This window comes from Micromonospora sp. NPDC048907 (genome assembly GCF_055586885.1).
Genome location: NZ_JBVJHI010000002.1, coordinates 893,932 through 906,895 on the forward strand (window position 1 = coordinate 893,932; position 12,964 = coordinate 906,895).

Annotated in this window: 13 protein-coding genes; 3 read left to right on the forward strand and 10 right to left on the reverse strand. The window is 74.7% G+C overall.

Features of this window, described 5'->3' with window-relative positions; genetic code table 11:
* Nucleotides 1-2: 2 nt before the first annotated feature.
* The 4 genes from ACZ6PY_RS09295 to pepN all read right to left on the reverse strand — a co-directional run bounded on the left by ACZ6PY_RS09295 (nucleotide 3) and on the right by pepN (nucleotide 4,362).
* Nucleotides 3-632 carry a histidine phosphatase family protein gene (locus ACZ6PY_RS09295; RefSeq protein ID WP_466070674.1) on the reverse strand — a complete coding sequence of 210 codons (630 nt, stop codon included), beginning with the start codon at nucleotides 630-632 and terminating at the stop codon, nucleotides 3-5.
* A complete protein-coding gene (gene rsfS / locus ACZ6PY_RS09300; RefSeq protein ID WP_262282038.1) occupies nucleotides 629-1,033 on the reverse strand; it encodes a ribosome silencing factor in 405 nt (134 codons plus the stop codon). Before rsfS ends, ACZ6PY_RS09295 begins: the two co-directional genes overlap by 4 nt.
* 110 nt (nucleotides 1,034-1,143) lie before the next feature.
* Nucleotides 1,144-1,740, reverse strand: a complete 597-nt coding sequence (gene nadD, locus ACZ6PY_RS09305; RefSeq protein ID WP_262282037.1) for a nicotinate-nucleotide adenylyltransferase — start codon at nucleotides 1,738-1,740, stop codon at nucleotides 1,144-1,146.
* Nucleotides 1,741-1,845: 105 nt separating this feature from the next.
* Complete coding sequence (gene pepN, locus ACZ6PY_RS09310; RefSeq protein ID WP_466070676.1) at nucleotides 1,846-4,362, reverse strand: aminopeptidase N; 2,517 nt, start codon at nucleotides 4,360-4,362, stop codon at nucleotides 1,846-1,848.
* A 66-nt stretch (nucleotides 4,363-4,428) separates the two neighbouring features.
* Between pepN and ACZ6PY_RS09315 the strand changes: the two genes are divergently transcribed.
* Nucleotides 4,429-4,647 (forward strand): DUF397 domain-containing protein, encoded by a 219-nt coding sequence (locus ACZ6PY_RS09315; protein ID WP_262282035.1) that lies wholly within the window; start codon nucleotides 4,429-4,431, stop codon nucleotides 4,645-4,647.
* Between the two features lie 10 nt (nucleotides 4,648-4,657).
* Here ACZ6PY_RS09315 and ACZ6PY_RS09320 read toward each other — a convergent pair whose 3' ends face one another.
* Nucleotides 4,658-5,047 (reverse strand): hypothetical protein, encoded by a 390-nt coding sequence (locus ACZ6PY_RS09320; RefSeq protein WP_466070678.1) that lies wholly within the window; start codon nucleotides 5,045-5,047, stop codon nucleotides 4,658-4,660.
* A 272-nt stretch (nucleotides 5,048-5,319) separates the two neighbouring features.
* On the opposite strand from ACZ6PY_RS09320, the gene ACZ6PY_RS09325 reads away from it, so the two are divergent.
* Nucleotides 5,320-6,567, forward strand: a complete 1,248-nt coding sequence (locus ACZ6PY_RS09325) for a cytochrome P450 (protein WP_466070680.1) — start codon at nucleotides 5,320-5,322, stop codon at nucleotides 6,565-6,567.
* 17 nt (nucleotides 6,568-6,584) lie between these two features.
* Here the strand turns inward: ACZ6PY_RS09325 and ACZ6PY_RS09330 are convergent, their stop codons facing one another.
* The 5 genes from ACZ6PY_RS09330 to ACZ6PY_RS09350 all read right to left on the reverse strand — a co-directional run bounded on the left by ACZ6PY_RS09330 (nucleotide 6,585) and on the right by ACZ6PY_RS09350 (nucleotide 11,646).
* Complete coding sequence (locus ACZ6PY_RS09330; protein ID WP_466070682.1) at nucleotides 6,585-7,043, reverse strand: hypothetical protein; 459 nt, start codon at nucleotides 7,041-7,043, stop codon at nucleotides 6,585-6,587.
* Between the two features lies 1 nt (nucleotide 7,044).
* Nucleotides 7,045-9,492: a molybdopterin oxidoreductase family protein gene (locus ACZ6PY_RS09335; protein ID WP_466070683.1), complete on the reverse strand. Its 2,448-nt coding sequence runs from the start codon at nucleotides 9,490-9,492 to the stop codon at nucleotides 7,045-7,047.
* 3 nt (nucleotides 9,493-9,495) lie between these two features.
* Entirely contained in the window at nucleotides 9,496-9,768 is a 273-nt protein-coding gene (locus ACZ6PY_RS09340) for a hypothetical protein (RefSeq protein ID WP_466070685.1), read from the reverse strand.
* A gap of 64 nt (nucleotides 9,769-9,832) precedes the next feature.
* Nucleotides 9,833-11,011 (reverse strand): zinc-dependent alcohol dehydrogenase, encoded by a 1,179-nt coding sequence (locus ACZ6PY_RS09345; RefSeq protein ID WP_466070687.1) that lies wholly within the window; start codon nucleotides 11,009-11,011, stop codon nucleotides 9,833-9,835.
* Nucleotides 11,008-11,646 (reverse strand): SRPBCC family protein, encoded by a 639-nt coding sequence (locus ACZ6PY_RS09350; protein ID WP_466070689.1) that lies wholly within the window; start codon nucleotides 11,644-11,646, stop codon nucleotides 11,008-11,010. The genes ACZ6PY_RS09345 and ACZ6PY_RS09350 overlap by 4 nt, the downstream gene beginning before the upstream one ends.
* 139 nt (nucleotides 11,647-11,785) lie before the next feature.
* Here ACZ6PY_RS09350 and ACZ6PY_RS09355 point away from each other — a divergent pair, with 139 nt between their 5' ends.
* Nucleotides 11,786-12,883 carry a glycosyltransferase family 2 protein gene (locus tag ACZ6PY_RS09355; RefSeq protein WP_466070690.1) on the forward strand — a complete coding sequence of 366 codons (1,098 nt, stop codon included), beginning with the start codon at nucleotides 11,786-11,788 and terminating at the stop codon, nucleotides 12,881-12,883.
* Nucleotides 12,884-12,964 lie beyond the last annotated feature (81 nt).

The window sequence follows — 12,964 nt, forward strand, 5'->3', positions numbered from 1 at the left end:
GCTCAGACCGCGTCGGTGAGGGCGGGCTGGGTGATGAGCCCGACGTTGTGTGCGCGCAGGTGCCAGCCCCGGACGTCGTCGTGGCGCAGTTCGGTCCAGTGGCAGTTGGCCAGCGAGCCGAGGCTGCGCAGCACCGTGTGGTCCCAGCCGAGCAGGTGGCCGACGCCCTGCCGGGCGCCGCCGCCGTGGGTGGTGACCACCACGGTGCCGCCGGCGGCCAGGTCGGCCGCGTCCTGGAACGCGGCGCCGAGCCGCCGGCCCAGGTCGTCGAGGCTCTCGATGCCCGAACCGGGGTCGGGGTCGCCGGCGCGCCAGCGGGCGTACTCGTCGGGGAAGCGCTCGGCGACCTCGGTGAGGGCGAGGCCCTGCCACTGGCCGAAGTGCCGCTCCCGCAGTCGGGTGTCGGAGCGGACCGGCAGGCCGGTGAGCGCGGCGAGCGCGGCGGCGGTGTCGGCGGCCCGGCGCAGGTCGCTGGCGACGATGGCGTCGGGGCGCAGCGCGGCCAGCACGGGGGCGGCGACCCGGGCCTGCTCCCGGCCGAGGTCGTTGAGCGGCACGTCGGTCTGCCCCTGGACCCGGCTGGCGGCGTTCCAGTCGGTGTTGCCGTGCCGCCAGATGATCAGTCGGGTCATTCCGCGGCGGCGCTGCTGGCGGCCGAGTCGGCGAGGTCGCGGTCCACGAACGGGATCTGCGGGCAGTCCTTCCAGAGCCGGTCGAGGGCGTAGAACTCGCGCTCCTCGGTGTGCTGCACGTGGACCACGATGTCGACGTAGTCGAGCAGCACCCAGCGGCCGCCCCGCTCGCCCTCGCGGCGGACCGGCTTGGCCTTCTCCGGCAGCTCCAGCAGGCGCTCCTCGATGGCGTCGACGATGGCGAGCACCTGCCGCTCGTTCGGAGCGGCGGCCAGCAGGAACGCGTCGGTGATCGCGAGCTGGTCGCCCACGTCGATGATGACGATGTCCTGCGCCTTCTTGTCGGCCGCGGCCTGGGCGGCAGCCATCGCCAGCTCGTGAGCGCGTTCCGAAACTGTCACCGTTCTCCTTCGATCAACCGTGCGACTTACCAAGCCTCTCACACCCGGGCGGGCGACGACTTGTCAGTTCTGGTCGATTACGCGGACAAAGGCGAACGTTCCGGGCGGATTTACCGCTGGTAGAGCCGCCGTTTGGCGATGTACTGCACCACACCGTCGGGCACCAGGTACCAGACCGGCTCTCCCCGGGCCACCCGGGCGCGGCAGTCGGTCGAGGAGATGGCCATGGCCGGGACCTGCACGAGGCTCACCGTGTCGGCGGGCAGGTGCTTGTCGGAGAGCTCGAAGCCCGGCCGGGTCACCCCGATGAAGTGGGCCAGCTCGAACATCCGGTCCACCTCCTTCCAGGACAGGATGCGTTCCAGGGCGTCCGCGCCGGTGATGAAGAAGAGCTGCACCTTCGGGCCGTACTCGTCGTGCAGGTCCTGGAGCGTGTCGACCGTGTAGGTGGGGCCGCCCCGGTCGATGTCGACCCGGCTGACCTGGAAGCGGGGGTTCGACGCCGTGGCGATCACCGTCATGAGGTAGCGGTCCTCGGGCGAGCTGACCGGTTCGTCCGCCTTCTGCCACGGCTGCCCGGTGGGGACGAAGACCACCTCGTCCAGGCCGAACCGGTCCGCCACCTCGCTGGCGGCCACCAGGTGCCCGTGGTGGATGGGGTCGAAGGTGCCGCCCATGATCCCCACTCGCCGGATGTCTTCCTCCACCCCGCGATCGTAGGCCGGGCCACGCCCGCGGTCCGGCGGGGCCGCCGGGCGTCCCACGGACCACGCCGGACGGGGTCGCACACCCCGCCCGGCGCGGTCACCGGGTCAGGCGCCCGCGGCGGCCACCGCGGTCCGGGCGACCAGGGCCCGGCGCAGGTCGTCGTCCAGGTCGACGACCCGCCGGCGCAGCCCCGGCGTGAGGTCGTCGCGGGCCAGCAGCGCCGCGGCCAGCTCCCGGGTGGTCTGGGCCACCGCGTAGCGGGGGAAGGCCAGGCTGGCGACCCGGTCCGCCGTCCAGGGGGTACGCAGCCGCGCGGCGGCCGGCATGTCGGCGAAGTAGCGCTCGACGTAGCCGGCGGTCAGCTCGGCCTGCTCGGGCTGCCAGAAGCCCTCCGCGGTCGCCTCGACGAGCCGGTTGGAGAGGTCGGTGTTGCGGGTGACGATCTCCCAGGCGGCCCGCTTGGCGTCGGCGTCGGGCAGCGCGGCCCGGCAACTCGCGGCCCGCTCGGCCCCGGTGGCGCTGCGGTCGGCGGCCGACTCGGCGGCGATCTCGGGCTCGCCGGCCGCGCCGAGCACCACGAGCCGGCGCAGCAGCGCCCAGCGCAGGTCGGCGTCGACCGCCAGCCCCTCCGGCACGCCCTCGCCGGCCAGCCAGCCGGCGAGCAGCCCGGTGTCGGCGGTGGCGCCGATCAGACCCCGGGCCGCGGCGAGCTGGAGCGAGCCGCCGGCCGGGGCACCCGCCAGCAGGGTGGCGCAGGCGCCGGCGACGCGGAGCAGGGCCGCGTCGCGGGCCAGCGGGTCCAGGTAGCGGTCGACCAGGGTGCGGCTGAGGGTGAGCACGTCCTCCGCGATGATCACCTCGGTCTCGGCCGGCAGCGCCGCCTCGATGAGCGCGACGACCGAGGTCACCGGCCGTTCGCCGTCGGTGGCCGCGTCCAGCGCCTCACCCCAGAGCAGTGCCCGGGCCAGCGGGTCGGCCAGCCCCGGGAGCACCATCGGCACCGCGTCGGCCGAGGCGGGGTCGAGCCGGATCTTGGCGAAGGTGAGGTCACCGGCGTTGGGCAGCAGCAGGCCGGTGGCCGGCTGGCCGAGCAGCTCGGCCAGCACGGTGCGGCCCCGGTCGGCGGCCGGGTCGAGGTCGACCTCCACCCGCTGCACCGGGGCGTCGGGGGCGTGCCGGGCCACGCCGATGCGGTGCGGCCGCAGCACCGGGTGGGTCTCGGGCGCGGTCTGCACCACCGCCACGTCGCTCCAGCGGCCGTCGGCGTCGACCGCGGTCTCCATCCGCAGCGTGTTGACCTGGGGCCGGCGCAGCCAGCGCTCGGCCCAGTCGGCCAGGTCGCGCCCGCTGGCGGCGCTGAGGCTCTCGAGCAGGTCGGCGAGGGTGGCGTTGCCGAACCGGTGCTTCGCGAAGTGCGCGTTGAGGCCGGCCAGGAAGGGCTCGTCGCCGACCCAGGCCACCAGCTGGCGCAGCACGCTGGCGCCCTTGGCGTAGGAGATGCCGTCGAAGTTGAGCAGCGCCTGGTCGGAGTCGGCCACCTCCTCGGGGGCCACCGGGTGGGTGGAGGGCCGCTGGTCGGCCGCGTATCCCCAGGCCTTGCGGCGCATGGCGAAGGTGGTCCACGCCCCGGTGAAGCGGGTGGCCTCGGCGGTGACCCGGGTGCCCAGGTACTCCGCGAAGGACTCGTTCAGCCAGAGGTCGTCCCACCAGCGCATGGTGACCAGGTCGCCGAACCACATGTGCGCCATCTCGTGCGCGATGGTGGTGGCCCGCAGCTCCCGCTGGCTGTCGGTCACCGCCGAGCGGAAGACGTAGTCGTCGCGCAGGGTCACCAGGCCCGGGTTCTCCATGGCGCCGGCGTTGAACTCGGGGACGAACGCCTGGTCGTACTTGCCGAACGGGTAGCGCTCGGCGAAGAGCTGGTGGAACCGGTCGAGGCACTGCTTCGTGACGGTGAAGATCTCGTCGGCGTCCGCGTCCAGGTGGGCGCCGAGGGACTTCCGGCAGTAGACGGCGAGCGGAATGCCGTCGTGCTCGTCCTGCCGGACGTGCCAGGGGCCCGCGATCAGGCTGACGAAGTACGTCGCCAGCGGCGCGGTGGGCGCGAACTCCCAGCGCCCCGGCGCCGGCCGGTCGGCGACCTGGCCGTTGGCGGCCACCGTCCACTCCGGAGGCGCCGTCACCGCGAGCGTCACCGGGGCCTTGAGGTCGGGCTGGTCGAACGCGGCGAAGATGCGCTGCACGTCGTCCAGGAAGGACATGGCGTAGAGGTAGGTCTCGCCGTCGGCCGGGTCGACGAAGCGGTGCATCCCCTCGCCGGTGTTCGAGTAGGCCATCTCGGCGCTGACGGTCAGCGTGTTGGTCTCGGCCAACCCGGTCAGCGGCAGGCGGTTGTCGTCGAGCAGGGCCGGGTCGAGGTCCCGGTCGTTGAGGCGCGCCCCCAGCAGTCGGAGGGGTTTGACCTCGGCGAAGGTCTCGGCGCCGGGGGTCGCCCGGAACCGGATGGTGACGGCGGAGCGGAAGCGCTCGGCGTCGCCGGTCAGGTCGAGGTCCACCTGGTAGGACTCGACGGTAATCATCGCGCCACGCGCGGTCGCCTCTACACGGGTCAGGCTCGGCATCCGCTTATCCTGCCCGATGGGGCCCGAGCGGGCTCCCCCGATACGTACGGCGATGGAGGAACAACGATGGGTCAGCATCCCAAGGGCGATTTCGACCTGTCTCAGGCCGTCTGGCAGCGGGCCGAGGGCGACACGTCCGACAGTGCGGTCGAGGTGGCCTTCGTCGGCGACCTGATCGGGATGCGGAACTCGGCCGAGCCGGACGGGCCGGTGCTGGTCTTCACCCAGGACGAGTGGGACGCGTTCGTGGCGGGCGCCCAGGACGGCGAGTTCGATCTGGACTGAGCCCGCGCGCTCAGTCACCGTCGCCCCAGCCGAGCCCGCCGGGGCCGGGCGCGTGGTGGAAGCCCGGATGGCCGGCCACGTCCGCGCAGTGCTCGCCGTCGGGGCCCACCGCCCCGCAGAACAGCCGCTCCGCGCGGTGCCAGGCGTCGGCCGGGGAGAGCGCCGCCGCGCCGAGTGCCAGCTCCGGGCGGAGCAGGCCGAGCGCCTCGGCGTACGCGACGGCCAACTCCCGCGCGATCGTCGGGTCGGCCGCCTCGAAGCCGAGGTGCACGGTGAAGTGCCGGGGCGGCCGGGCCGTGGCACGCCGGGGCGGCCCGACCAGCGGCTCCTCCCGGTCGCCGCGCCGCAGCCCGGTCACCGCCCGCCGGTGCCGCCAGTGTGCCGCCCTGTTGTCCCGCATCCGTCCTCCCCGTCGCCGGTGACCGCACCCGCCGGAAGTCCCGCCGGCGGGTGCGGGGCCGGCCGCCGCCGGCCCCGCACCGAAGCGAACCAGCTTTTCCGCGTCCTGGGAGGGGCCAGCTCCCGCGCTCGCCGCCGGCCCCCTCCCGGCGGCGACCGGCGCCGCCCACACCGGCCCGAGGTGACGGGTCGCGGGTGAGGATTTGCCCGCGCCGGCACGGGTAGGTAGCGCAGCGACCGCACAGGGTCGCCGAGCCGCGTCAGGAGCAGCCGATGAGCGCCATCCCCAGCGACCGCAGCCCGGAGAGCACGCTCGCGTTCCTCCGCGAGGGCTACCGGTTCATCGGCGCGCGGTGTGACCGCCTCGGCACCGACATCCTCCAGACCCGGCTGCTGCTGGAACCGACGATCTGCCTGCGGGGCCGCCCGGCGGCGGAGCTGTTCTACGACAACGAGCGCTTCGTCCGGCGGGGCGCCCTGCCGATGCGCGCCCAGCGCACGCTGACCGGGGTGGGCGGTGTCCAGGGCCTCGACGGCGAGGCGCACCGCCGGCGCAAGGCCATGTTCATGTCGATCATGACCCCGGCGGCGATCCGCCACCTCGGGCAGCTGTTCGACGACGAGTGGCGGGCCCGGATCCCGGCGTGGGCCGGGTCCGGGCCGGTGGTGCTCTACGACGAGGTGGGCCGGATGCTCACCCGGGCGGTGTGGGCCTGGGCCGGGGTGCCGCTGGCCGACGCCGACGTGCCCCGCCGGACCGCCGAGATGCACGCGATGATCGAGGGGCCGGCCGTGGTCGGTCCGGGGCACTGGCGGGGCCGGCTCGGCCGCCGCCGCGCCGAACGGTGGGCCGGCGAGGTGATCGAGCGGGTGCGCGCCGGCGCGCTGCCGGCGCCGGAGGGCAGCGCACTGCGGGTGGTCGCCGGGTACCGGGACGAGCTGGGGATGCCGCTGCCCCGCCGGATCGCGGCGGTGGAGCTGCTCAACGTGCTCCGCCCGACCGTCGCGGTGGACCGCTTCGTGGTGTTCTGCGCGCTGGCGCTGCACGACCACCCGCACTGGTGCGACCGGGTCCGCGGCGACGACGCGGCGGCCGAGAGCTTCGTGCAGGAGGTACGGCGCTACTACCCGTTCTTCCCGGTGGCCGCGGCCCGGGTCCGGCGCTCGTTCGAGTGGCGGGGCTACGCCTTTCCCCAGGGTCGGCGGGTGCTGCTGGACCTCTACGGCACCAACCACCACCCGGAGCTCTGGCCGGAGCCGGAGCGGTTCCGGCCGGAGCGCTTCGACGGCTGGCGGGGTGACCCGTTCCAGCTGGTCCCGCAGGGCGGCGGCGACCACGACACCGGCCACCGCTGCGCCGGCGAGTGGATCACGATCGAGCTGATGAAGCGGGCGGTCGGCAACCTCACCGGGTCGATGAGCTACCGGGTGCCGCCGCAGGACCTGGCGCTGGACCTCGGCCGGATGCCCGCCCTGCCGCCCAGCGGCCTGGTCCTCGACGGGGTACGCCGCACCGCCTGATCAACGCGACCGGGCCGTCAGGAGGCCACCACGAGCGCCTGCGGCGCGGCCTGCTTCATCCGGGTGCGCAGCCACTTGAGCTGGACGGCGGTCTCCTGCTCGCACGCCTTGACCACTCCGAGCAGGTCCTCGTCCCGGGCCCCGTACGCGGCCTGCCCGACGGCCGTCCAGGTGATGTCGCACTGGGCGGCCATCAGATAGAGGTCCTGGAGGTCGCGGAGCAGCCCGATCGGCCCGGTCCGGGTGCCGGAGAACAGCTCGGCGTGCAGCCGGTCCGGCTCGGCCGGGGCCTCCTCGGCGTACCGGCGGGCGAAGGGGGCCAGCTTCTCGGCGTGGGTTCGGCACTGCTTGGCCAGCTTCTCGCAGGTGTGGAAGACGTCCGGCTCGTCCCCGTGCGCCTTCCCCACCTCGGTGAACGCGTCGCCGAGGCGCTCCTGGGCCTTGTGCAGCAGGCCGAGATAGTGGGCCAGGTGCATGTCACTCTCCCCTCGACGGCGCCTCGGCGGCCGGCCCGCCGACCGTGGCCGGGATTCCGGAGCCCTCCGGCGGCGCGGAGCCGCCCACCGTGGGCGCGGGCGAGGGGCGGCCGCCCGAGTCGGCCTCCTTCACCACCCGCACCGCCGCCACCTTGAAGATCGGCTGCTTGGAGACCGGGTCCCAGGCCGTGATCGTCAACTCGTTGGCCGCCCGGTCGTGCCGCCCCTCCCCCGGGCCGGCGCCGTCCGCCGCGTCCCAGTAGCCGTAGTGGAAGGGGAGGAAGACCACGCCGGGGCGTACCCCGCAGATCCGGGCCCGGGCGCGGACGACGCCGCGCGGCGACTCGATCCGGACCAGGTCCCCCTCGCCGACGCCGAGCCCCTCGGCGTCGGCCGGGTTGAGCTCCACCCACGACTCGGGGGCCGCGTGCACGAGCTGGGCGGCCCGGCCGGTCTTGGTCCGGGTGTGGAACTGGTAGACGGTCCGCCCGGTGGTCAGCAGCAGCGGGAACTCCCCGCTCGGCACCTCCGGCGACGGCTGGTACGGCGTGGCGTGCAGGAACGCCCGCCCGGCCGGCTGCTTGGCCCGGTACTCCTCGGGCAGCAGCTCGGCCCCGGTGGCCAGGTCGTGGCCGTACGACTCGCAGTAGTCCGGGTCGGTGTTGAACACCCCGTCGGTGTAGAGCCGCTCGGTGCCGTCCGGGTGCTCGTCGGTGCAGGGCCACTGGATCCCGCCGGTGCGCAGCTTGTCGTAGGTGATCGCGGTGTAGTCGCAGGGCCGGCCGCGGGAGCACTCCTTCCACGCCTCGAAGACCTCCTCCGGCCCGGTCCAGGTGATCAGCGGGTTCCCGTCCTTGTCGCGGAAGTCCATCCGGCGCGCGTAGTCGAGGAAGATGTCCAGGTCGGGGCGGGCCTCGCCGGGTGGCTCGACGGCCTTGTCGGAGATGTGCACGGTCCGGTCGACGCTGGTGAACGTGCCGGTCTTCTCGCCCCAGGTGGCCGCCGGCAGCACCACGTCGGCCAGCTCGGCGGTCTCGGTCAGGAAGAGGTCCTGCACCACCACGAACAGCTCCGGGTTCGCCAGGATCCGGCGGATCCGGGCCAGGTCGGGCAGGGAGACCGCCGGGTTGGTGGCCGAGATCCACAGCAGCTTGATCGAGCCCTGCTCGGCGTACCGGAAGATCTGCATGGCGTGGGTCGGCGGCGCCCAGTGCGGAATGCGGTCGACCTCGACGTTCCACAGCCGGGCCAGCTCGGCGATGTGCTCCTCGTTGGCCCAGTTGCGCAGGCCGGGCAGGTCCCCGTCGGCGCCGCACTCGCGGTTGTTCTGCGCGGTGGGCTGGCCGTTCATCTGGTAGAGCCCGGCGCCGGGCCGCCCGAGCATGCCCCGGATCAGGTGCAGGTTGTTCACCTGGCAGGACGCCGCGGTGGCCTGGTTGGACTGGTAGAAGCCCTGGAGGACGGTGGACACCAGCCGTTCCGACCGCCCGAGCAGCTCGGCGGCGCGCTCGATGTCCGCGGCCCGCAGGTCGCAGATGTCGGCGACCTTCGCGACCGGGTAGTCCTCCACCACCCGGCACAGCTCCTCGAAGCCGAGCGTGTGCTCCCGGACGTACGCCTCGTCGTACCAGCCGCGGTGGATCAGCTCGCGGAGCAGGCCGTTGAGCAGTGCCAGGTTGGTGCCGTTGCGCAGTGCCAGGTGCACGTCGGCCTCCCGGGCCACCGGGGTGGCGCGCGGGTCGACGGCGAGCATGGCCGGCGGGTTCGGCCCCCGCCGGCGGTCCAGCATGCGCATCCAGAGCACCGTCTGGGTCTCCGCGACGTTGTGCCCCCACAGCGCGATGGCGTCGCAGTGGTCCACGTCGGTGTACGAGCCGGGCTGCCCGTCGGTGCCGAAGGACGCCTTGAGTGCCGCGGCGGCCGTGGCGGTGCACAGCCGGGTGTTGCCGTCCATGTGCGGGGTGCCCAGCCCGGCCTTACCGATCACGCCGAGCGTGTAGTACTCCTCCAGGAAGAGCTGCCCGCTGGTGTAGAAGCCGAAGTGCCCCCAGCCGCCCGGGCCGTCCAGCAGCTCCTTCGACCGGGCCACGATCCGGCCCATGGCGGTGTCCCAGTCGGTCTCGACCAGCCGGTCCCCCTCGCGGACCAGCGGCCGGCGCAGCCGGTCCGGGCTGTGGTTGGCCTGCCAGCCGTAGAGGTCCTTCGGGTCGACCCGGCCGTGGTTGATCCGGTCCCCGGCACGGCCCCGGACACCGACGATCCGGTCGTCGACCACGGCGATGTCCATGGCGTCGCCGTTGGAGTGCAGGATCGAGGCGCTGGGCACCCACCGCCGCACGTCGGCCTCGGTGTGCCCGTCGGCCAGGAAGGTGTCCACCCGCACCGGCCAGCGTTCCCCCGGCCCGTACGGCGTGCGCGGCCCCCACGGGTCGGCGATCCGGTCCACCATGGCTCATCCCTCCTTCGGCGCCGCCCGGAGCGGCACGGGTCGGCCGGCCGCGCGGTGGAACAGCAGGTCCACCACGGTCACCAGCAGCACGGCGGCGAACGCGACGGCGCGCTGGCCCGGGGTGTGCAGCAGCCCGGGGCCCACGATCAGTGTGGTGGCGCCGGCCGGCGGATGCGCGGCCTTCAGCAGGACCGGCACCGCGGCGGTGACGGCGAGGGGGCCGGCGAGGGCCCGCGCGGCGGGCCGGGACGGCGTCTCATCGATCTCGGCGGGCATGTCGGGTGCTGTACCCCTGCCGCGGGAATTCGAATCGACGCACGTCCCGGCCATCGCGCCCTGGTCAGGCCGCCTGCGGGTGCAGCACCGTGCGCAGGCAGCCCTCCTCCTTCTTCTGGAAGATCTCGTACCCCCGGGCACCCTGCTCCAGCGACATCGGGTGGGTGGCCAGGTAGCCCGGGTCGATCTCGCCGATCGCGATCCGGTCCAGCAGCATCGGGATGTAGCGCTGGGCGTGCATCTGCCCCATCCGCAGCACCAGCGCCTTGTTCATGGCCGCGCCGAGCGGGAACTTGTCCACCAGGCCGCCGTACACGCCGACGATGCTCACCGTGCCGCCCTTGCGGCACGCCATGATCGCCTGCCGGACCGAGGTGGGCCGGTCGGTCTGCAGCCGGGCGCTCTGCTTCGCCCTGTCGTACGCGTAGACCGGCCCGACGTCGTGCGACTCCATGCCGACCGCCTCGATGCAGGCGTCCGGCCCGCGCCCGGCGGTCAGCTCCCGCAGCGCCTCCAGCACGTCGGTCTCCGCGTAGTTGATCGTCTCGACGCCGAGCCGCTGGGTGGCGGTGGCCAGCCGCTCCGGCAGCCGGTCGATCACGATGACCCGCTCCGCGCCGAGGATCTGCGCGGACCGGGCGGCCATCTGCCCCACCCCGCCGGCGCCCCAGACGGCGACCACCTCGCCGCCCTTGAGGCCGCAGAAGTCGGCCGCCATCCAGCCGGTCGGCATGGCGTCGGAGGCGAACACCACCGAGTCGTCCGGCACCCCGTCGGGCACGGTGAACGCGCCGACGTCGCCGAACGGCACCCGGATGTACTCCGCGTGGCTGCCCGCGTAGCCGCCGGCCGCGTGCGAGTAGCCGAGGATGCCGGCCGGCGAGTGGCCCCACAGCTTCTCGGTGAAGACCGGCTGCGGGTTGGAGTTGTCGCAGAGCGAGTACTGCTCGGTGCGGCAGTACCAGCAGCCGCCACAGGCCACCACCGAGCCCACGACCACCCGGTCGCCGACCTTGATCCGCCGCACGTCGGGGCCGGTCTCGACCACCTCGCCCATGAACTCGTGGCCGAGGATGTCCCCCTCCCGCATCGCGGGCAGGTATCCGTTGATCAGGTGCAGGTCGGAGCCGCACACACTGCTGGCCCGTACCTTGACGATGATGTCGCCGCCGGACCGGACGGCCGGCTCCGGCACGTCGCGCACGGCCAGCTTGCCGACGCCCTCCCAGCACAGCGCCCTCACGGCCGGCCCCCCGCCATCAGCTTCTCCCGCATCCGGTCGGTGGCCTGCTCCTGCTTCGGGCTGCGCCCCGACGGGTCGTGCCGGGTGTCCAGCACCTGGCCGGTCTCGATGAGCGACTTGATCCGGCGCAGGGCGCTGCGCAGCGCGACGTCCGGGTCGGTCCCGCCGGCCAGGCCGAGCGCCCGGCGTACCGGGCCGGAGCGCCAGCGCAGCTCGGCCCGGATCTCGGTGCCCCGGTCCTGCGGCGCCGGCAGCAGCTCCACCCGTCCCTCCTGGGCCACCGGCCCCTCGGTGACCCGCCAGGTCAACCGGCCCGGCCCGGTCACGGTGACCTCGGCCCGCCACTCCGTGCCGTCCCCGCCCGGGTCGGTCGCCACGCAGCGCCACCGGCGGTCGTCGAGCTGCTCCAGGGTCACCCACTCGGCGAGCCCGCGGTCCAGCCGCTCCCGGTCGGTCCAGAAGCCGATCACCGCCTCCACCGGCCGGTCCACGGTGATTCCCCGATGGACGACGTACCAGCCGTCCGCCCGGTCGGGTTGGTGCCGGCGCCCGCGCCGGGCCACCACGCGGCCGACCCCGAGCGCGGTCACCGCGGCGGCGCCGGCCAGCGTCCACCTCGTCGCGTTGCTGCTCATCACGTCTCCTCCACCGGGCGCCTCGGACCGCCCACATTCCGGAGCGCTACCCGGCGCGGCGGCGTCGAAACGGCGAAACAGTTTGATCACCGGAATTTCGGGCACGCTGCCGTCCCCGCCGACCGAGAGGGGCCCGCCCGTGACCCACGACTTCCGCCGGTCCGGCCGGCACCGACCGGCCGGCGGCAGCCCGGAGGCGTTCGACCCCGGCGCGGCGTCCGCGCCGGGGCGGCTCCGGATGGCGTACGTCCTGCCGCTGCGCCCCGACGGCGACAGCGACGACCTGACCGGCTACCTGCGCGAGCTGAGCCGGTGGGTCGACGTGATCGTGGTCGACGGGTCCCCGCCGGAGGTGTTCGCCCGGCACGCCGCCGCGTGGCGGGGCCTGGTCCGGCACGTCCCGCCCGATCCCGCGCTGCGCGGCCGCAACGCCACGGCGCTCGGCGTGCTGACCGGCGTCGCCCTGGCCCGCCACGAGCACGTGGTGATCGCCGACGACGACGTCCGCTACGACCTCGCGGGGCTGCGCGCCGTGCACGGGCTGCTCGACCGGGTGGACCTGGTCCGGCCGCAGGACCACGTCGACCCGCTGCCCTGGCCCGCCTGGCGGGACACCGGCCGGACGCTGCTCCACCGGGCGCTCGGCGCCGACCGGCCGGGCACCCTCGCGGTGCGGCGGAGCACCTTCCTGGCGATGGGCGGCTACGACCCGGACGTGCTCGCGGAGAACCTGGAGCTGGTGCGGACGGTCCGCGCGTACGGCGGCGCCACGGCGACCCCCGCCTGGCTGTACGTGCGTCGGCTCCCGCCGACCGCCGCGCGCCGGCCGGCGTACGACGAGCTGGCCGGACCCGGGTGGCTGCTGGCCGCGCTGGCGGTGCTGCCGGCCGCGGCGGCCGCGCTCGCCGCCCGCCGGCCGGGGCTGCTGCTGCGGGCCGGGGTGGCGGCGGTGGCCGTGGCGGAGGTGGGCCGGCGGCGGGCCGGCGGCGCCCGCGTCTTCCCGGCGCACACCACGCTCGCGGCGCCGGTCTGGCTGCTCGGACGCGGGATCGGCGCCTGGCTCGCCGTGGGCCGGCGGCTGCGCGGCGGCCGGCCCGGCCCGGGCGCCGGTCCGGCGGCGCACACCACCCGGGCGCTGCGCCGGCGGCTCGCCGAGCGCCGCCCCGACGAGCTGGTGCTCTGGGTGGAGACCGGCGCCGCGCCGGCACCGGCACCGGCGGACCGCCTGCCGCGCTGAGCCGGCGGTCCCGCACGCGACAGCTCGCGGCCACCTCCCGGCGTGGCGCCGGGTGTGGCCGCGAGCTGCGGCGTACGGATG

Excerpts from the sequence above, each read along its gene's own strand:
- ACZ6PY_RS09295 (WP_466070674.1), bottom strand. The coding sequence starts at position 632 with ATGACCCGACTGATCATCTGGCGGCACGGCAACACCGACTGGAACGCC.
- pepN (WP_466070676.1), bottom strand. The coding sequence starts at position 4,362 with ATGCCGAGCCTGACCCGTGTAGAGGCGACCGCGCGTGGCGCGATGATT.
- ACZ6PY_RS09315 (WP_262282035.1), top strand. The coding sequence starts at position 4,429 with ATGGGTCAGCATCCCAAGGGCGATTTCGACCTGTCTCAGGCCGTCTGG.
- ACZ6PY_RS09320 (WP_466070678.1), bottom strand. The coding sequence starts at position 5,047 with ATGCGGGACAACAGGGCGGCACACTGGCGGCACCGGCGGGCGGTGACC.
- ACZ6PY_RS09325 (WP_466070680.1), top strand. The coding sequence starts at position 5,320 with ATGAGCGCCATCCCCAGCGACCGCAGCCCGGAGAGCACGCTCGCGTTC.
- ACZ6PY_RS09330 (WP_466070682.1), bottom strand. The coding sequence starts at position 7,043 with ATGCACCTGGCCCACTATCTCGGCCTGCTGCACAAGGCCCAGGAGCGC.
- ACZ6PY_RS09335 (WP_466070683.1), bottom strand. The coding sequence starts at position 9,492 with ATGGTGGACCGGATCGCCGACCCGTGGGGGCCGCGCACGCCGTACGGG.
- ACZ6PY_RS09340 (WP_466070685.1), bottom strand. The coding sequence starts at position 9,768 with ATGCCCGCCGAGATCGATGAGACGCCGTCCCGGCCCGCCGCGCGGGCC.
- ACZ6PY_RS09350 (WP_466070689.1), bottom strand. The coding sequence starts at position 11,646 with ATGAGCAGCAACGCGACGAGGTGGACGCTGGCCGGCGCCGCCGCGGTG.